Origin of the sequence: Collinsella sp. HCP3S3_E5, from assembly GCF_052067635.1 — a bacterium.
In the GTDB taxonomy this organism is placed as follows: domain Bacteria; phylum Actinomycetota; class Coriobacteriia; order Coriobacteriales; family Coriobacteriaceae; genus Collinsella.
In genome coordinates this window covers 1-19,605 of sequence record NZ_JBQHQF010000030.1, presented here as the reverse complement: position 1 = coordinate 19,605, position 19,605 = coordinate 1, and the positions used below count along the sequence as shown (strand labels likewise).

Here is a 19,605-nt window from a genome sequence, read left to right as displayed (position 1 = left end):
CCGATACAATACGGAGAGGCGCAGCGATGCGCTCGGCGGCCGCACGCCGGCCGAGTTCCGCGCCGCGCTGGGAAGGGCCGCGTAACGGTCCAAGAAATCGTCCGCAGTCCCATGTCTAGAACGGGATGCGCTTTCCCAATGGATGCTGATGCGGAAATTGCGTCCCGGAATTCACCTTCAGAGTGGGATGCAATTTCCGGTTGAGCCTCGATTGGGAAACGACGTCCCATTCGCATAAAGACGGGCGGCTCGGGTGTTTGTCCGAACCGTCCGCTCCGTGCGCTATGTCAAGGCATTTAACCCGTTACGTAATACCAGACGACGCTGTCGCCATTGGAGAGAACGTAGTTGCTGCACGCCGTGTTGGGCGTCACACCGTTAACGGAGTACATCCAGCCGCTTGTACCACCGTGCTCCTTCTCGGCCAGGCCGCCGATAGCGGCGACATACGTGCCGTACGATGAGCCGTGCGCATTTACAGAGAGGCCCAGTGCGCACAGGGCATCGTAGGGGGTAGCGCCCTCGTTGAAGGTGAACGTACCGCCAGAAGACACAGGATTGCCCACGGCACTCGACGTCACAGAGACCGTCACAGTAATGTAGCCAGGCTGCTGCGAGCCGCCCTGATTGCCAGCAGAGGCGCTGTCGCCGTTGGATACAGACCCACCGCCAGACACCGAGCCGCCGCCCGAAGAGGAGCCGTCAGAAGAACTCGATCCACCAGCGGATTCGGAGCCCTGTCCGGCAGACGCGTTGTTGGACTTCTTGCCGCCCTTGCCTTCGGACTTTTTCTCTTTCGAATCCTTGTCTGACTTCTTGTCCGAAGACTCGGAAGCGTCCTTGGAATCCGATTCATTCGAGTCCTTGGACTCGGAGTCCACAGCGTCAGAAGACGAGGAGCCCGCTGTCTCCATCTTGCGAGAAGCGATAGAGCCAGAGCCGGCAACGCTCCTCCCCGCCACGGCCCGAGCGATCCAATCGATGGACCAGGCGCCGCTGGCGGAAGGGTGAACAAAGCCCAGCGAGACGACAATCAGCGCGATGCAGACGGCCGTCAGAGAGCCAAGTAGCGCCTTGCGCCGAGGGGCGGACGCCGCCGAAGCGGCTCCCTTTTGCTTTCCATCGTCGAGCTGGATGAACGACGAGTCGGGTTGCTTGGAGTCGGCATCCTGAGGTTTATTGGACACAGCTCTCACCTACCGGCGCTTGGTAAACACGAACACGCCAATGACCGCAAGCCCGATCACGCCGGCCGCTACGCCGGCAATGGCGAGCGGGTTGAAGCCAGACTGCTGTGCCGGAGCCTCAGCGGACTTCTTAGCGGTAGTCGCGGCAGCCGAGCCCGTATCGGACTTGGAGCTGGACTTGCCGGACTTCTTGTCAGACTTCTTGCTGTCCTTCTTGTCGCCCTTGCCGGAATCCTTCTTGGAATCCTTGCCGTCCTTGGTCTCGGTCTTGGTCGTGGTGGACACCGGCTTCTGGCCCGGAGCAACAGCACCGCCAGTCTGCTGGCCATTTGTGCCGTTACCGGAGCCAGAACCAGCACCGGCATTACCCGAGCCGCCATTGCCGCCGTTGGAGCCAGAGCCGCCGTTACCGCCAGGGGTAACGGCATTCTTGGTCCACTTAGCGTAGAGCGTCATATCGGCCGTCACCGCAGCGCTAAAGTCATACGCCTTTGTGCAAGCCTCATCGGTATACCAGCCACCAAAGGTGTAGCCCTCACGCGTCGGATCGGCCGGCTTGGCGACAGAGCCGTTGGCGGCCGTGGTCTGGAAATCGACTTTAGACCCCTCGCCGGCATTGAACGAAACCTTCACGCCGGCATTCAGCTTGAACAGCGTGCCAGAGTCGTTGATGTAGTACAAGTTGCCCTGGGCATCACAAGCGATTGGCGAGTCACAGTAGTTGTTGTGGCCCGTTGCGCTAAACACACCAGAAGCCTCAGCGTCACCCAACTTGTAACGATATACGCCACCGCCTGAGGTGTAGTTAACGTAATCAGAGCTCTCGCCGTAGTTAACCGTAAAGTACGCATACGTGCCATCTGCCTGAGTGCTCACCAGCGGAGCACCCTTGATGCCACCTGTAGGAAGAGCAGAGCCATCGGCAGACGAAATCAGTGTCGAGGCAAAGTCGTTGGCCAGATCAATAATCGCTAGCGCAGAGCCGCCAGCAACCTCGCCGCCGACAATCAGCTTGCCGTCATGCATCGTAGGCGCGCACGCGCAGCCGGTAAGGCCAAGGTCAACTACGCGTTCCTCGGTAATACGCGAAGCGGCATCCGCATCGCGCGATTCGCCATCAGAAATCGCCAACACGTGAAGCTTGCCGTCGCGCGAAATCAGATAGGCATGGCTGCCATCATCCGAAAGCACGCAGGTGGAGTTGACAATCGCCCCAACCGAAACGCTGCCGAGCACATCACCCGTTGACTTGCTGAGCATCTCGACCGTACCAGAGCTGGTGGGAACCAAGACAAAGTCATCACCCACCGTCGCGCCCGTCCAGTAATAGCCCTCGTCGGCATTAACATGCTGCCAAGAAACGGCGCCAGTCAGGATGTTAATACGCGTCAGATGACCGTTATTGTACGTACCCTTTCCATAGTCGACATCAACGGTGCCGACATAGAGGTAATTGCCATCAACCGTCAGCTGAGAATTCGACTGGGCGATCCCGTTCACGGAGTCAGTGACCCAAACCGTTGTGAGCGCGTCAGCCGTCAGGGCCTGGACCGCACCGCCATCAAGCGGAACGATAACCAAACCGTTCGCGTAAATCGGGCGCGAGGTGTAACCGACAGCAGTCTTAAGATTCGACTCGGCAAGGACCTTGCCCGACTCGGCGTCAATCTTTAGCAAACGCTTGTTGACGGCGAGATACACATTGCCGTTCACGACAATAGGTTCACTCGCGTTGGGATACGCCGAACCAGAATACGCCTTCCAGTCGAACGTCCAAGAGCTCGCTAGCGCACCCGTAGGCGTCGAAACGTTTTCGACCGCCGCATTGGACTTGCCGTCCCAATCGGACTTCCAATCGGTCGGACGCGGTGCGCTCGGATCGACTACGACCTCGTCGGGATTAGGCACCGTATCGCCGGGAGCATAGGCCCAGACAATCTCGTCACCCGACTTGAGCACGTAGTCACTGTCGAGCTGAGATCCGGGAACACCGTTAACAAAGAACGACCAAGCGCCGGCCAACTTAGTGCCGTCAAGCGGAGAGACAAGGCTGTGAACGCCCCAGAAGCCCAGCTGATCGTACATCTCGGACTTGATGCCCAAAGCATCAAAGTAGGCGGCAGTGGCGTCCTTGATGGTCGTGCCCTTAACGAACACCTGCGTCGAAGGATCGGTCCAGCGCTGTGCCTTATCGTCCTTCTTGCCGATAACCTCCATCGAGACAGAAACCTGACCGGGCATGGTGCCATCGGAACCATAGACCCAGGCAATCTCATCACCGGCCTTGAGCGTGTAGTTGCCGGCGCCGACATTGGCCATCTTGCCGTTAACGAAGAACTGCCAGTATTTCCAACTGCTTTCGTTAACCTGCTCGGTCGAAAGCGTCACGTTCTTATTGAACGGTGACGTCAGCGAATTGAGGAACCAACCGTACGAGCCCGTACCCGTGTCGGCGCCAATACCGGCCTGCTTAAAGACCTGCTCGGAAAGATCGGCGGCAGTTGAGCCCTCTTCGACCAGCGCGGTCGTAGGCTGAGCCCACGTTTGCTGAGCGCCCGAGACGTCCTGGCCGATAACGGTACAACTTACCGAAAGCTGATCGGTGGGTGCAGTGTCACCGAACTTCGAGTAGCACCAGACGACAGAGTCGCCCGCTTCGAGAGTGTATTTACCAGCGCCAACCGACGCGGCAACACCATTGATGAACAGCTGCCAATAGGTGCCCGTAGCATTGTCGTATGCAAGGGTGCGATCGGCATCGAAAGGCGATGTAATGGAATTGAGTACCCAACCCCAAGAGCCGTTGGGATCGTAGTCGGCCTTGAGGCCGGCCTGCTTAAAGAGCTCCTCGGAAAGATCGGCGGCAGTCGCACCGTTCTTGAGCGTGTACTGCGAAGCGGCAGCCCACGTCTGCTGTTTGCCCTTGGCATCGATGCCAATGACGGAGCATGTCGCCGTAACCTCGGGGCTATTTTGGCCGCTCGTGCCCAGAACCGTGATTTTTGCCGATACGTCCTGGTTGGCAAGCTTAGCGTACGTGGTGTTGCCGGGATAGCGCTCGGCATAGCGAGCGTACTTCTCGCTCGTCAGGCGCGAGGAAACGACAACCTTCGTGTTGTACTGCGGCTGCGTGACCTTGAGATTCTCTGCGGAGACAATAGAGCTGTTGCTCGACTTAAACAGACGCCAATCCTGCCCGGACATCGCGTCATAGCCAGGAAGATCCACCGGAACAATACCAAGGGACGTCGAATCGGTCGTCGCTTTGTTATAGCTCCAGGCAAGGCTGCCGTCGGCATCGAGATATGCCTTCTGAAACGCGTGCATGTCGGCCGAAACGGCATTGGCGTCTTGGCCATTCAGAATGGCGGCAGCATAGCCGGCCTTCGCCTTTTCCATAAGAGAAAGCTCAGCATCGAGCTCGCCCTGGTCCTGCGGAGCAATCGCAAAGTCAAGGGTCTTGCTTGCCGTGACCTCGGCGTTGGACTTATCGGTCACCGTAAGGGTGACCTTGGTCTTCGCTGCCTCGGCGCCGGGCAGCGGCTGGTAGACCGTGCCTTTGTAGCCGTTGAACGTGATGTCATCGGTGCTGGCGGAGTACTCGACCTTGTAATACTTGCCGTCGATCTTGAGCGTGCTCGTGCGCGGCATCTGCAGGTCGGCGGTCAGGCCGTCCTTGTCGGCAACCGTTTCGGTACCGGAATACTTGATGTTGTCGTAGGTAAAGGCCGCATCGACCTTCTCCTGCAGCGCCTTCTTGTCGGCAGCGACCTTCTCGGGATCGCCTTTGACGGTCACGACGTGCGTAGCCTCACCGGTCACCTTGACACCGTCGGAGACATTCGACGGAACGGTAACCTTGGCGGTCAGCGTAACTTCACGGTCGCTCGATGCGCGCGCGACTTTGCCCGTGTAGTTGCCCCAGCCATAGCCCGACACAAACAGAGCATCGGCATCGGAGCTTGTCCACTCGACGGAGAACTTCTTGTTGGAGCCTGCCTTGTACGGCAGCGTGAGGTTCTGGGTAACGCGCTCGGCAGTATCACCCGAGGCATAACCGATAACGAGCTGCTCAGCGGCCTCGTCAAGCAGTTCCTGAAGCTTATCCTCGTCCCAAGCGACTTTGACGGCCTTATCGGGCTGATAGTACTCAGTCTCCTCACCCGCGCGCGAAAGCTCAAAGGCCACATCGGCACTGCGAAGCTGGTCGAGGTTGTATCCCGTGTACTCGTCGGGATTCATGTAGAAGAAGGTAACGGCGCCGTTGGTGTCGTCCTGGGCGTCGGAGATACCGACGGTGGCGCGCGCGTCCTCGGAGCGGAACAGTACGCCGCCCTCGGAAACCTTGACGTCGATGTCATCGAAACCGAGCTTCTCGAGCTGGGCCTTCAGCAGGTCGTTGACGTTGGAACCCTTGGAGCTGTAGTCCGCGATGAGCTGAACATTCTTGTCGTTGAGCTTCTGGACGGCCGCTTTGAGCGAGCCCGCCTTGATGACCTTGTTGGAAGAGACGACCTCCACCCTGGAGGAACCGCTCGCGGCAACGACCTTGAGATATTTGTTGCCGGCCGTATCGGGGACCTGAATCTTGGCACCCGTCACGTCGAGCTTGGTCCATGCGTCCTCGGCGGCGTCGGCGGACCCGGCAACATACCAGGAAATGCTGGCGCTATCGACAGACAGCTTGATGCCATTGGTGACGGAGCCGTCGACGCGCTTGGCGTACACGTCCGCGGAGACGCTATCGCCCGCGACAAGGTTGGTCAACTCGCTCTGGAGCTGAGGTGCGGTCACGACGCGCAGCAGGTTGTACTCCCCCGCCGGCAGCACCGTGCCCTCGGAGGTCCACGTAACGGTGTTATCGAGCGCCGAGGCCTCGAGCTTGAGCGACTTGCCCACAAGCGTATCGGTGATGGTCAGAGCGCCGGTGGAGGCGTCAAGGTTATCGGTGACCTTGACCCAACTGGCGTCATCGGCGCCCTTGGTGTACCAGGTGACGGTGAGCTTGGCGTCCTCGGGCAGGACCGAATCGGACCAGCTCGAAGAGCCGGGGATGCGAACTTTGGGCGTGAGCGTCGTGCCCACATTGAGCGTGGCGCTCGTGGCCTCAGCGGGCTCAACGGACTTGAGCGTGTACTGGCCGGCAAGCGTCACGGGACCCACGGGATCCACAGAGCTCGTGCTGCCGTAGCTCTTCTTTTGCGTGCTCTTGACCGAGTTCTTGCTCGTTGCAATCACGCGAATGTACTTGCCCACCATGTCGTTGGTCGGCGCATACGTCGCAGAATCGGCTGCGTCGGCAATGTTCTCAAAATGGCTATCGAGAGGGCTCTTGTCGCTGGAGTACTGCCACTGATAGTGGACCTTATCGGAGGCCGAGACACTGGTGTAGGAATTGCCCTTGGTCGCTTTGGCCGCAAGCGTTTTGCCTGCGGCGATTTGCCCAGACTCCAAAGCCCCCGTGACCTCGACGCCATAGAGCTCGACGGAGCCCGCCTCAACAACGAGTACCGCACTGGACTTCTGGTCTCCGAAGCCGCCGTTAGCACATGCCATGACATACTTACCGGCATAGGACGCATCGGGTGCAAAGGTATTGGTGGTCGCGCCATCGATCTTCGTCGTGCACGTCGTCGCCGTGTCGCCGCAGTACCACGACCACGCAACGTGCTCGTTGGCGGTCACATCACCCGAAGCCGCATTAGCGGTCGCCGTGATGGCCTCGCCTGCGTTGGCCTCGCCCGTCTTGTCGAGCTTAACGCTCGTGATGTTGACGGAGCCGGCAGCACCGATAAGGCTCGAGCCCTTGGTGGTGTAGTCGCTGTTGCCAATCTTTGCGGTAATGTAGCAACGAACCGACTTGCCCTCGTAAGGCGCGAGCTTCAGAGTGCTGGACGTCGCGCCCTCGATATCGGTGTAGTCGCCGCCCTTTTTATCCGCAACCTGCCACTGATAGTTCAGCTTGGACGCATCGATGTACTCAGAGGCGCCCTTCTCTTTAGCGAGCGCTTGGACAGTGTCATCAACGGTATAGATGAAGATGCCGGAGGTGGAGCCTTCGGGGGCCAGGATGGCGGAGTAGATGTCCACAGCGCCGGCTTGTTTGAAGGGACCCACGCCATAGCCGGCCCACGAGTTGCCGAACGAGACATCGTTCGCGCCCGCGTTCGCGGACACTGAGACATAGTAGCCCTCAAGGTCGTCAGTCACGGTAAGCGTGGGACCGAACTCTCCCTCGATGGTCTCCCACGTGGTCGAGCTGCTGGGTGCCGAGGCGCCCTTGTACTTCTTCCAGGTGTAGGTGACCTTAGAGTTATCGACGTAGGTGGGGCTGTAGCTCGAGCCTGTGTACGCCTTAGCCGTGAGAGTCGCCCCAATCTCCGTGGATGATGCAGTCAGCTCGACGCCTGCGAGCTTGACCGCGCCGGCCTTGAGCACAGCATCGGAGGTCGTCGCATCGACGTCATTGACGCCCGCGTTGGCGACGACCTTCAGATACTTACCGGCTAGATTCTCGGGCACAGTAAAGGCGGCAGACGTCGCATCGTCAATCTTGGTCCAGTCGGAGTTCTTGTTTGTCGACTCGTACCAGGTAAAAGTAACGTTGGTGTCGCTCGTGACGGGCGTGTTATGCGAAACGTACGCCGTAGCCGTAACCTCATCGCCGACAGCAGGCGAAGAATTGCTCAGCTTAACGGAATCGAGCTGAGCCTGGCCAACACCGAGCACGGGGCCAGGGATGTCCTTGGCGTTGATGCCCGAGCCGTACGAAACCGAGGGGCCGTAGTAGTCCTTGCCATCTGCCGTTACCTTGCAGATAAAGTACTTGCCAACCATGGCGTCGGTAACGGTGAGTGACTGTTCGTTGCCTACGATCTCGGTGTAATTGGCGACGTTGCTGCTCGCCTTAACCGTGCCGGCAAGCCAGGTGTAGGTCCAGGCGCCGGGGTTGCTGACGGACCGAGTTTCGGTGGTGGGGTCACCCCAATCGTCCTCGGTCTCCACCTCGTCGTACATGTTGGCCCAAAGCGTCTCGCCAGCCTTAAGCGTACCCGACTTCGTGGAATACAAGTTGTCCTTATCCTTGGAATCCTGGATGAAGACCTTTGCCTCACTCGAAAGCAGCGTGGCGGAAGTGACAACGGCTTTCGTCTCGCCCTGCTCCGAAGCGACAGCAGGCATCGTGGCGGAATTGTCGGACTCAGCCGCATCACCTGCGGCGTCATTGCCCTTCGCGACGCCCGAAGCCGCACCCTGACCGGCGGCAGCGTCACTGGTACCCGCGCCGTCCCCCACGGCAGCACTGTTCGCGCCGGTGTCGGCAGCAGCGCCCTCGTCAGCCGACGTGCCCTCGCCGCCCGTCGCAGCAGCCACAGTCTCGGCAATGCCCTCGGTGCCCTCGGCCCAAAGTTGCGCCGGCGTGGTACCAAAAGCCATGGCAAAAGCCAGGAACGCCACCAGACCGCGTTTGGCTACGCCACGGGCAATCGCTCCATGACGACGCCACGAGGCGCGCTGGCACTCGTCCTCAAACATATCCATTTGTCTCCTATTGTCTGAACTTGGGACATTGCCCAGCGGCTGCCCCACGTCATCGCGCACATTGCGCTCGAGTACCCCCATCGGGGTCCCCCTTCCCTCCAGAGCCCAACGCGTACCGGCGGCATGCGCCGCGGCCGCGTACAAGATGGGAGGCGATCCGACTTAACCTTACCGGCCCGGGCACGCCGTCCGATCTGCGACGCGACCATCCCGGGCCAAGAGGAATTACGGTTACTGGTACAGCCGGGGACTTGCACCCCGATTCTCCCAAACGCGCAGGAAAACCGCGCATTCGTGCGTCTCCGCACCACCATCTAGGCCATCGATTATTACTGTCAATATGGTAGCACGCAAAAGGGCCCCGCACACAGGCGAAGCCCAAGGTAAAAGCTATGGTTTGCGATAGGAGAATGCGGTGACGGTCGCAGTCTCTACCGCTTGCCGCCGTGACTGTTACGCCAGATCTCGCGGCCCAGCATCAGCGCCAGCACCAGCGCACTCACGTAGCCCATAAAGCCAATGACCGGAATACCGAACACAACCGGCTCGATGCGCGCGTAGTACACAACCGACGAGCCGATAAACAGGCCGGCGATCACAATTGCCATCGACATGCGGTCGATAATTCCACCCAGCTGTCGCAGCGCCTTATCGCTGCTCATGATCTGCGTGTTCACCTTAAGCTGGCCGCGCGTGAGCATGCGCGACGCCAAGCCCAGATACTCGGCCGCCTCGAGCGAGCCTTTTGCCGCGCGATAGCTGCTCGCGGCAAGATCGCGCCCCATTTCGCGGACGCGCGCATAGGTGCTCTTCTCGTTTTTGATGTGCGCCTGGATGATCTGGATCATGTTGACGTCGGGCATGTACTCGGTCAGCAGACCCTCGAGCGTCACCATGCCGCGCGCGAACATCGTCACCACGCTCGGCAGCTCAACGTCGTTTTTGCGCGCCAGGTTTAGCAGCGAGGTCAAAAACTCGCCGATATCCAGGTCCTTAAGATCGAGCCCTGCAAAGTCGGCGACGATAAAGTCCAAGTCGGACAAAAAGGCCGAATGGTCGAGCTCGGCAGAGTCGCCGCGCGTCACGGCAAAGCGCATAAGCGAATCCTTGAGCTTGGGAACGTCGCCTTCGGCCACGGCGAAAATCATGTCCTTGACGATACCGCGGTCGTGACTCGACATGCGCCCGACCATGCCCAGGTCGATAAAGTAGACGATGCCGTCTTTGAGGATGATGTTTCCCGCATGCGGGTCGGCATGGAAAAAGCCGTCGTCGAGCACCTGCGTCGAGTAGTCCTCGACGATCGCAGCGCCAATCTTTTCCAAGTCATAACCCTCGGCCTCAAGGCGCTTGGGGTCGGCAATGGAGATGCCGTCGATGTAGTCCATGACCACGACGTGTTCGGTACAAAGGTCCAAGTAGGATTTGGGACACGAGACGCCATGCACGCTTTTGTGGAAGTCATAGAAATCGTTGAGGTTTTTGGCCTCGGCCAAAAAGTTGGTCTCCTCGCGAAACGAGGTCCACAGCTCTTCGACCACGCCATGCAGGTCCACAAACTGGTCGGTGTTGACGAACTTGGAAACGATGCGTACCACCGAGCGAATAATGTCGATGTCCTGAGCCATCACCTGCTGCGCACCGGGGCGCTGCACCTTAACGGCCACGTCCTCGCCGGTCACCAGACGGGCGCGGTGCACCTGCGCGAGCGACGCGCTACCGAGCGGATTGGGGTCGATCGCGTCGAACATCTGCCCCAGGCGCTGGCCATATTCCTCTTCCAAACAGCGGAGCACTACCTCATACGGCACCGGCTCTACGTCGGAGCGCAGACGGCGCAGCTCGTCGCAAAACCGCTGCGGCAAAATCTCGGAGCGGTTGGCCAGAATCTGCCCCATCTTAACGAACATGGGGCCGAGCTCTTCGAGCAGACGACGCAGGCGCACCGGCGTGAGGTTATCCCATACGCGGTACTTTTTGATCAGGCGAACGATCTGCCCAATGCGCTCACGACGACCTGCCGGCGTGAGCTGGTATTCCTCGTCCGGCGCCATCGCGTCGGGCTCCTCGGGGACCATATCGACAGCGCGCGGCTTCTTGCGAGCGCCCGAGACGGCGGCCTCGACCTCGTCGACAACCGCCGCCTCGTCACCCAAGGGATCTTGATTGCTGTAATCGGTGGTGGAATCTGCCATCTGCGCTGCTACTCGGCCTCTTCGGCGTCCTCTGCATCGTCGGGCTCAACGGACTCGACGGGCACCGAGGTCACGTTGTCCTCGACCGAATCGACGATGTCGCGCACATGGGCCAAAAAGGCCGTGCGCTCGGGGGCGGTCATGACGCGCACGCGGGCGAGGATGAGCTCGTCGAGCACGCGCTGGGCCGCAGTCTCGCCCTGCATGCCTAGGCGCTCGGTAAGGTCGGAGATGGTACCGCCGGCCTGTTCGAACATGTCGGACACGCTGCGGGCGATATCGGGGGTGCCGGCGTCCTTGCGCACCTGCTCGCCCTTGGCATTGAGGTCGTCGAGGACCTTCTTGCCGCCCTCGACGGCAACGGCGGCGGCGCCGAAGCCCACGTTGATGGCACCGTTAACAAGCTGATCGAATTTCATAACCATGGTTGGCTCCAATCGTGAACAACTTCATTGGCCTACTTGTACCCAAGATTGAGCAAACGACACAAAATCGTTTGTCACCGGGATAGAAATCGAGCGAGGCAAAGCCTTTGACGGCCTTTGCCCCGCTCGCTCGTTGCAAGGTTATCTTTACCTAATGTTATCGTTCATCGCGAAGGAATTCTTCATGGCACAGCTCGTGGTGTAGAGCACCTTGCCCAACAGGGCATCGGTCTCCACGCGCACAAGCTCGGCAAAGGCCTCGTTGGCGCGGGCGAGCTCGGCGGGCACCTCGGCCTCGGGCAGTACGGCTACAACGGCGTCAACGTCGTGGATCTGCTTGTGGCCCATGCCGCCGACCTTCTCCTGATAATCCTCGACCGCGCGACCGCACTCATGGAAGCGGACATCGGCCAAGGCGCCAATCAGGCGATTTGCCCAATAGAAATTCTCGGACGTCACGCGAGCCTGCGTGTCGGCATAGTACTCGGGCATGGTCTCGACATTGGCGTACAGCGGCACAAGCGCGTTAAACGAGTTGGAGCCAAACGCCATCCACTGCACGGCGCGATACGCCGGCTGCGCATAGGGGCGCAGCTGCAGCACGGCGAGCTGGCTGTTGCGGTTGATGCCGATGGGACGATAGGCGCCGCGCGTGGCGGGCGTACCCTTGCTGCCGTAGCAGTCGTACTCCGTGCCCTGGTAGTGGCTCGAAAGCACGTACTTGATGTCCTCGAGGGTCACCTTGCGCTCGGGCACGCGACTCCAGGGAATGTCGTCGCTCTCGGGCGTGTAGTCGGCGTCGGGACCGTCCCACACATCGCTGGGGTTGAGGCAGCGCTGCATGTACCAGGCGCGCGGCGTGTTGTAGACGTGGTCGCTGTCGCTGTGCGAGCCAAATGCCTCGCGCGGGTTAAAGACCGCGGCGGGACCGTCGCCCTTAACACCCAACGTCAGGTCCAGATGCCACTCGGCCATCCAGGAGCGCAGATCGGCCGAGCACATGTGGTCGACCTGCGCGCCCTCGGCGTCGTCCAAGTCAAAGCTGTCGATACCCAGCTGGTTGGGCATGGTCACATAGGCGTCGTCGGGTACGCGCTTGGCGATCCAGTGGTGGCCGCCGATGGTCTCGAGCCACCAGATCTCGTCAACGTCACTAAAGGCGATGCCGTTGTTCTCGTAGGTGCCGTAGCGCTCGAGCAGGTCGCCCAGAATGCGCACACCGTCGCGGGCGGACTTGGCGTATGGCAGCACCAGGGTCACCATGTCCTCCTCGCCCAGACCGCCGGGCTGCGCCGGCACATAGCCGTCCTCACCCTCGTTACCCTTGGCGGGCACGTAGTCCACGAGCGGATCGGCGCCGCGGACGCGCTCGTTGGTGGTGAGCGTCTCGGTTGCGGACATGCCAACATTGAGCTCGTTGAAACCGGCCTCGGCCCAAATGCCATGACCCGGGACAACGTCGGGGACACTTGTGTAACGCATGGGATTGTCGGGCAGCTCAACGGTCAGGTGGCTCAGGACACTCGTGTAGACACGCGGCTGCTCGTCGGGATGCACTACGCGCATGCGCTTGGGCTCAAATACCCCATTGGACGAGTCCTCGTTGCGGGCAACCAGCGTCGACCCGTCGTAGCTCGCGTTCTTACCGACCAAAATCGTTGTGCACGGCATGCGCATCCTCCTTGAGCGAAGAAATCAAACGGCAACAGTGTATCGCTTCGGTGCAAAAAGGGCGAAACCACAGCCTCGGCAGCCCCGTGGTCAAAAGCCTATTTCGATGCGCGCTCGGCCGCTTCGATCACGTGTTTGGCGAGAATCGCGGTGGTCACAGCCCCCACGCCGCCCGGCACGGGCGTGATGGCGCTAACGATCGGCTCCGCAGCATCAAAATCGACGTCCCCGACCAGCTTGCCAGCGGCCTCGTCCCAATTAATGCCAACATCGATGATCGTCTGGCCCTCGCGAACCGCATCCGCGCCAATCGTGCGCGCGCGCCCAACGGCCGCAACCACAACATCAGCCGCACGACACTCGGCAGCAAGGTCGCGCGTGTGCGTATGGCACGTCGTCACCGTGGCATTGCGAGCCGTAAGCATGGCGGCAACGGGACGGCCAATCACCAGAGACCGACCGACGACCGCGACTTTGGCTCCATCCAGCTCAACACCGTAATGGTCCAGCAACGCCAACACGGCCTCGGCCGTGCAAGGAGCAAAGCCCTCGCCTCGCCCCGAAAGCGTGGTAAGCAGCGAGGCCGGCGTCATGGAGTCGACATCCTTGGCGGGATCGAGTGCCGCGGCAACCGCATCCTCGTCAAGCCCAGCGGGCAGCGGGCGAAACACTAGGCAGCCATGAACGGCGGGGTCGGCATTGATGTCCTTAATAGCCGCCAGCAGCTCATCCTGCGAAGCATCGGCAGGAAGCAAAACGCGGCGAGCCTCAATGCCAGCCTTTTCGCAGCGCTTGAGGGCGCCGCGCTCGTACGATAGATCGTCCTCGCGCTCGCCCACACGAACGATGGCCAGCGTCGGCACAACGCCGCGTTCGCGCAGGACGGCGCAGCGAGCAGCGAGTTCCTCGGTCAAGGCACGGGCAACGGGAGCACCTTTCAGCAGCTCTGCCATGGCTATCCCCTCTTCCTGGCTGCGTCGGCGGCGCGGCGCGCCAGCGCATCGGCGCGCGGCAGCCACGTATCCAACAGATCATCGCACGCCGCCTCGAGTTCCTCGGCGCGCGCCCGGTCTTTCATAGATGTGGTGTTGGCAAAGAGCGTCAGGCTCGCACCCTGCATGGCGGCGCGGCAGAACACGGCGCCGCAGGCAACGTCGGACAGCAGCTGGCGCGACCCCTTGTCCGCCATGTCCTCGAGCAGCGCCAGCGCGCGCCCGCAGGCATCCATAATGCGATACGGTGGCATAGCCGCCACGTGCAGCGCATCCTGAATCGCAGCCGGTCGAGCCGGATCCTCGCGCGAAATACCGTACGCCGCAGACACCTGGCCGTACGCGCGAACATCCTCGGCGACCAGGTCCACAAGTTCCTGTGCCAACTCATCCGCCTGGGCAAACGCGTGCGCCAAATCGTCCGCTCGATCGGCAAGCGCGGGGTTTGTCGCCCCGTAGCGCGCGACCATCCCGCAAAGCGAGGCGCCCAGCGCGCCCACAAAGGCGCTCGCGCTACCGCCGCCGGGAACCGGCTCGCGCGCGGCAAGTGCCTCGGCAAATCCGCGACAGGTTTTATCCATCATCTCTTGGCTCATACCCATGCACCTTCAAGTCATATAGATCGGTCGGGCGGCAACCGCCGGCCAACTGTATCGATCAAGTAATGGTGCTAAGTCTAGCCCATAAGCACATGAGCGTCAGCGCATCTGGCCATCGCGGATTTCTATGACACACGATAGGCGTCGGCACCGCAAGCATGGGACACATGGCCCACCCGAGCGAGCCGCCCGCGCGTACAGTAAAGGCAGGTAATCCATGGGCGGTTACAGATCGAGGAGACACGACCATGAAAAACTTTCTTATGCCGGTAGCCGACGAACGCGAGGATGCCGGATGCCGGAACCACCCCAAATGTGGCAACAGTACGAAAACGGCAAGCACCCCAACACGTCCGCCCGCCGATTTATTGCGCCGCGAAGACAATTAAACCGGCTTCTTTAAACGTCTGGGCAGTATAGTGACCACAACGAGCGCGCAGCCGCACCCTGCGAATGGAGGAGTTATGACCGAACATCACGCCATCAGTCGCCGAGCGTTTACGCTGGGCCTTGGACTTGCAGCGTTGTCGCCTCTGGCAAGCCTGCCCGAAACCGCCATGCTGGGCATTAGTCCGCGGACAGCCTTTGCGGACGGCACGGCCGATCCAGCGGCCAGCCTCGACAAGTTCGTCATTCGCCTTCGCCCCGCGGGCTATTTTCGCACCGCGAGCGTCAACGAAGACGGCAACGTCATCGGCAACGTCTGCCACCTATTTAATGACGGAACGTCCAGCAAGCTCATCCTTGAGCACGTAGCGACCGATACAGATAATACAAAATGGTATGCCATCCGCACCCTGCTCAATTTCGAAGAGCACAAGAAGACGGGCTACAGCATTTGGTCGGTCGATGGCGACTCGGACGAAGATGGAAAGGTCATCCACGTATGGAGTGGCGAGCATGACGACAAGCCCAGCCGCTCTTTTGCGTTCGACCGCCAGCAAGACGGAACCTACATCATCCGAGACCGCACAAACGAGGACAAAGACTTTAATTACCTGGCCATAGAAAAGGACGGCAAAGACCAAGACGACAACAAGATCTGCCACAAGAGGACGAGCATTCCGTGGGAACTCGAACTTGTCGGTTACGACATGGGCGAGACCAATGCCACAGTTAGCAGCATCGACTGGACCACGTATAGCAGCTACATCGACGGACCATGTTGGATGAGCCACGTCGACGACAACAAGTACCTCGACGAGCTGAGCATCCCGGGAACTCACGATTCGAGTACCTGCAGCGTCGACAACGACACCGAGCCCCAAACCTCGCTTGTAAAGTGCCAGCAGGATTACATACCCACGCAGTTGCTCGAAGGCATTCGCTATTTTGATATCCGACTTGGAGGGAACAACGAGCACGACGACCCCGGAATCGTCCATGGAAGAGGCTACCTGTTCAAAAAAGACGGGCACTATATGCAGCTCTCCGATGTCATCGGTTACTTCAAAACATTTTTGAACGAACACTCGTCAGAAGCGCTCATCATGCTTGTGTCACGAGGCAACAACGAAGCCACCGACGAAAGTGCTACGACGGCTTTCGCCAAGGTTATGGACGATAATCCCAATCTGTTCTACACGTCGAGCCACGTTCCCACACTGGGCGAGGCGCGCGGAAAGATCGTCCTGCTGCGTCGATTTGGACTCGCCGGCAGCAGCGCAAACGGCCGCACGTGGGGTCTCGACCTCACCGAATGGGACGACAAAATCGCAGCACACTCAGACAGCTCCTCTATGTGTCTCGTCAAAGACGCGCAAGGCTTTGAGACTACGGGCAATGCGGGCAACATAGAGCCCTATTGCACAAAGGTATATGCCCAAGACCATTACAGCTGCACGGGATCCAGTAAGATAGCATGGGTCGATAGCGCCCTGAAGGCAGCGTCCGAACTCAAGCGCAACACCGTAGATATCACTGCCGCGGATGGAACAACGATGCAGGCAACGGAGCGCTGCTGGTCTATCAACTACACCAGCTGCACGCAAAACAACCCTTTTACCGCAGCGCGAGTGGTCAACGAGCATCTGTACAAGAGCCCGTACATCAATCCCGACGGCACCGAGGAAACAGAGCCAGATTACCTCAAGCACATTGGCATCATCGCATCCGACTTTGTTGATGCGGCGCTGGCCCGGAGCATCTATCAGCGCAATTACAATACGGAGCACAAGCAGACGGCTTCGTACCACCTCCCGACCCGCATGCGCATGACGTACGGCGACTCGCCGAGCGATGCCTCGCTCCAGGATGGCAAGACCGTTGGCAAGGGCTATTTCCGCCTCGTCGACAGCAGCAACGTACTCAACGTGGCGGCTTCGGGCCATGTGTTTGAAATCGTATATGTGGATGTCGACGCCTTGGGCAACGAGACCGTTACGGCGCTGCGGGGCTCCGTGCCCATCGATATCGATCCGCGCGCGTTGACACCCCATTTTAAGGGGCTCGAGGGCCTTAAGGCCGGCGAGGACGTGCGCGCCAAGATTACGGCGTCACTCGAGGGCAAGCTCGAAAACGATGCCTGCACCGCCCAACTCGAGTTTATGCACGATGCAAACGGCGCTCCGGGAACGGCGATGGCCGAAGGTGAGGCATTTGCCGCGGGAACGTACTGGGTGCGTGCGAAAAAAGACCTGTTGGGCGACGCGGCGCAGAACTACACGCTCGCCAGCGACGGAGCCGCAAGCTTTACCGTAGCGGCCTCGGACAGTGCAGGCGGCGCCGGCGCCAACGCGGGCAGCGCGAACAAGAACGGTAAGGGCAACAAGGGCAAGGGCTCGGGCGGAAAGCTCGCCGACACGGGCGACGGCTCTGGCATTGCCGCCGGGCTCGCTGCCGCCGCCATAGCTACAACGGTCGCCGGCGCAGCAATGCTTGTCAACGACCGCGAAGACAGCGAAGGCGCTAGCGAATAGGCAAGCCGACCGTTTGGATACATCGACTCAATCGGGGGCGCAGGATACCGTTCTGCGCCCCCGATTTTTACCGTGGCCCGAACGCCGCCATATGCTACATCACCATGTTCAGCGCGTTCACAAATTCCTGGGCCTGGGAGCGGCTGCTCAGGCTAAAGACACAAGCAGTCAACAGCCTGTTACGTAGGAAAACATCGCGGCCTTTGATTCTATTGACGCCCGTAATGTCCTTAAGATAGACAATCTCGGTGTGCTTGCTGCCGAAAGTGCCCTTCTTGAGCACCTCAATACGGTTGGGGTAGATCTTAACGTCTTTAAACCTACCCGAACCTTTGTCCTGGAACAGCAAAGTGTTGTTGTCCATGCGCGTCACTCCCGCGGGGTTCGCTAAAACTGCCTCTATGGCCACATTTTAGTAACCGCAAACCCTTTTCGCGGTCGCGCGCAGAACACCAAATCGTGTCCGCACGAGGCTTTAAACTAGAGCCAATAAAGGTGTTTGATGCGCTTGGTGAGCTCTTAGGATGTTCCTCAAATCGCCGGCATCGGAGGAGGTCTTACATGGTTTACATATGGGAATTCGAGTTCTTTGATTCGGACGGCGTTGTCGACGCTGTGCCATGTGGCTCGCTGGGCGGAGGTGGAACGTTCGGATCCGACCTAAACGACGCTGTCGAAAGCGCCGCTGATTTTCTCGTATGCATGGTCGATGACCACCTAATGGGCGGCGTCGACCTGCCTGCACCGGACTTTGGCCACGAGCCGCAGCACGGTGGCAAGATTATCGCCGTGGCTGTCAGTCGCGAACTCGGCGACATCCCCGCCGTCACCGCAGCGGATGCCGCGCGTATGCTCGGTGTTAGCTCAGCACGGGTATCGCAACTGATAAATGCAGGACTGTTGGATTCATGGAAGGATGGCACCAAGCGCATGGTGTCCAAAGCTTCCATCGAGGCACGACTCGCCGACGCACCAAAGGCAGGGCGCCCAAAAGAGGTCCCTATTGCTGTATAAAGCAATAGCGTTGCGGGTTTTTTCATTTGTCAGATTAGCTGACAAGCTCTCTCAATTCGGGACTCGCTGCGTCCCGAATTGAGCTGGACACACTGCCGCAGGTAGCCGCGCATCCTCAATCCAAAGTACGAGAGGTGTTCCCATGACAGACAGACCGAAAACAACGCTACGCGACTGTATTTACGGGCTTGCCGTCGGCGACGCGCTGGGCGTTCCCTACGAGTTCAGGCCCCGCGACACGTTCGAATGCACGGACATGATCGGCTACGGCACGCATGGGCAGCCCGCCGGTACCTGGAGCGACGACACATCTATGACGCTTGCTACCTGCGACTCGATTAGGGAGCTCGGGCATATCGACACCGCGGACATGCGCGACAAGTTCGTAGGCTGGATTGCCCGTGGCGAATATACGATCGACGGTGTTTTCGATTATGGCGGCACGACCACCCGCGCCCTGCTCGCCGGCAAAGGAGGCTCTGGCGAGCGCGACAACGGCAACGGATCGCTCATGCGCATCGCGCCCCTGGCGTTCACCGATGCGACAGACGAAGAGATCAGCAAGGTCTCCGCGATCACGCACGCTCACAGAACGTCAACTGAGTCATGCATCATATTTGTTGAGCTGATGAGAGACGTGCTGAGCGGCGCACTCCCCTCGTGGGCGCTGCAGCTGAAAAGCGCGCCCGAGCACGAAATCAGATCCGGCGGCTTCGTGCGCGACACGCTCAAGGCAGCCACCTGGTGCTTCGTCAACACCAGCAGCTACGAAGACTGCGTGCTTGCCGCCGTCAACCTGGGCGACGACACCGACACCACCGCAGCCGTCGCAGGCGCCCTCGCCGGCACGGCATACGGTATCGAGGCAATTCCACGGGAGTGGATAGACATCCTACGCGGCAAGGAGCTGCTTGAGAGCTGCTTGTTTTAGATCGCGGCGGCAGCAGAAACGGTAGTGTCGAGAAAGTTGGTGTAGTGCCCGATCCGAAGCGAGTCGGCCCGGCGTCCCAGAATCTGGAATACGGTTGATATCCTATGCCGCCTCGACCCTGTCCGCAAGCT

Annotated in this window: 11 protein-coding genes; 3 read left to right on the top strand and 8 right to left on the bottom strand. The window is 60.0% G+C overall.

Annotation, left to right across the window (positions count from 1 at the left end; all coding sequences use genetic code 11):
* Positions 1–296: 296 nt before the first annotated feature.
* The 7 genes from ACTM82_RS08215 to ACTM82_RS08185 all read right to left on the bottom strand — a co-directional run bounded on the left by ACTM82_RS08215 (position 297) and on the right by ACTM82_RS08185 (position 14,608).
* Complete coding sequence (locus ACTM82_RS08215; RefSeq protein ID WP_441055668.1) at positions 297–1,187, bottom strand: DUF4430 domain-containing protein; 891 nt, start codon at positions 1,185–1,187, stop codon at positions 297–299.
* A 9-nt stretch (positions 1,188–1,196) separates the two neighbouring features.
* Positions 1,197–8,729: a DUF4430 domain-containing protein gene (locus tag ACTM82_RS08210; protein WP_441055670.1), complete on the bottom strand. Its 7,533-nt coding sequence runs from the start codon at positions 8,727–8,729 to the stop codon at positions 1,197–1,199.
* Between the two features lie 431 nt (positions 8,730–9,160).
* Positions 9,161–10,924 (bottom strand): ABC1 kinase family protein, encoded by a 1,764-nt coding sequence (locus tag ACTM82_RS08205; protein ID WP_441055672.1) that lies wholly within the window; start codon positions 10,922–10,924, stop codon positions 9,161–9,163.
* 8 nt (positions 10,925–10,932) lie between these two features.
* A complete protein-coding gene (locus ACTM82_RS08200) occupies positions 10,933–11,349 on the bottom strand; it encodes a hypothetical protein (protein ID WP_154515830.1) in 417 nt (138 codons plus the stop codon).
* A 147-nt stretch (positions 11,350–11,496) separates the two neighbouring features.
* Complete coding sequence (locus tag ACTM82_RS08195) at positions 11,497–13,020, bottom strand: C69 family dipeptidase (RefSeq protein ID WP_441055674.1); 1,524 nt, start codon at positions 13,018–13,020, stop codon at positions 11,497–11,499.
* A gap of 98 nt (positions 13,021–13,118) precedes the next feature.
* Positions 13,119–13,973, bottom strand: a complete 855-nt coding sequence (locus ACTM82_RS08190) for a bifunctional 5,10-methylenetetrahydrofolate dehydrogenase/5,10-methenyltetrahydrofolate cyclohydrolase (RefSeq protein WP_441055676.1) — start codon at positions 13,971–13,973, stop codon at positions 13,119–13,121.
* A 2-nt stretch (positions 13,974–13,975) separates the two neighbouring features.
* Positions 13,976–14,608, bottom strand: coding sequence for a cyclodeaminase/cyclohydrolase family protein (locus ACTM82_RS08185; RefSeq protein WP_441055678.1), 633 nt, complete (start codon positions 14,606–14,608; stop codon positions 13,976–13,978).
* A gap of 467 nt (positions 14,609–15,075) precedes the next feature.
* Here ACTM82_RS08185 and ACTM82_RS08180 point away from each other — a divergent pair, with 467 nt between their 5' ends.
* Positions 15,076–17,529 (top strand): phosphatidylinositol-specific phospholipase C, encoded by a 2,454-nt coding sequence (locus ACTM82_RS08180; RefSeq protein WP_441055680.1) that lies wholly within the window; start codon positions 15,076–15,078, stop codon positions 17,527–17,529.
* 94 nt (positions 17,530–17,623) lie between these two features.
* Here ACTM82_RS08180 and ACTM82_RS08175 read toward each other — a convergent pair whose 3' ends face one another.
* Positions 17,624–17,893: a hypothetical protein gene (locus ACTM82_RS08175; protein WP_441055682.1), complete on the bottom strand. Its 270-nt coding sequence runs from the start codon at positions 17,891–17,893 to the stop codon at positions 17,624–17,626.
* 197 nt (positions 17,894–18,090) lie between these two features.
* Here ACTM82_RS08175 and ACTM82_RS08170 point away from each other — a divergent pair, with 197 nt between their 5' ends.
* Together ACTM82_RS08170 and ACTM82_RS08165 are read left to right on the top strand one after the other, a co-directional pair.
* Complete coding sequence (locus tag ACTM82_RS08170; RefSeq protein ID WP_441055684.1) at positions 18,091–18,543, top strand: helix-turn-helix domain-containing protein; 453 nt, start codon at positions 18,091–18,093, stop codon at positions 18,541–18,543.
* Positions 18,544–18,685: 142 nt separating this feature from the next.
* A complete protein-coding gene (locus ACTM82_RS08165) occupies positions 18,686–19,474 on the top strand; it encodes an ADP-ribosylglycohydrolase family protein (RefSeq protein ID WP_441055686.1) in 789 nt (262 codons plus the stop codon).
* The last annotated feature ends 131 nt before the right edge of the window (positions 19,475–19,605 follow it).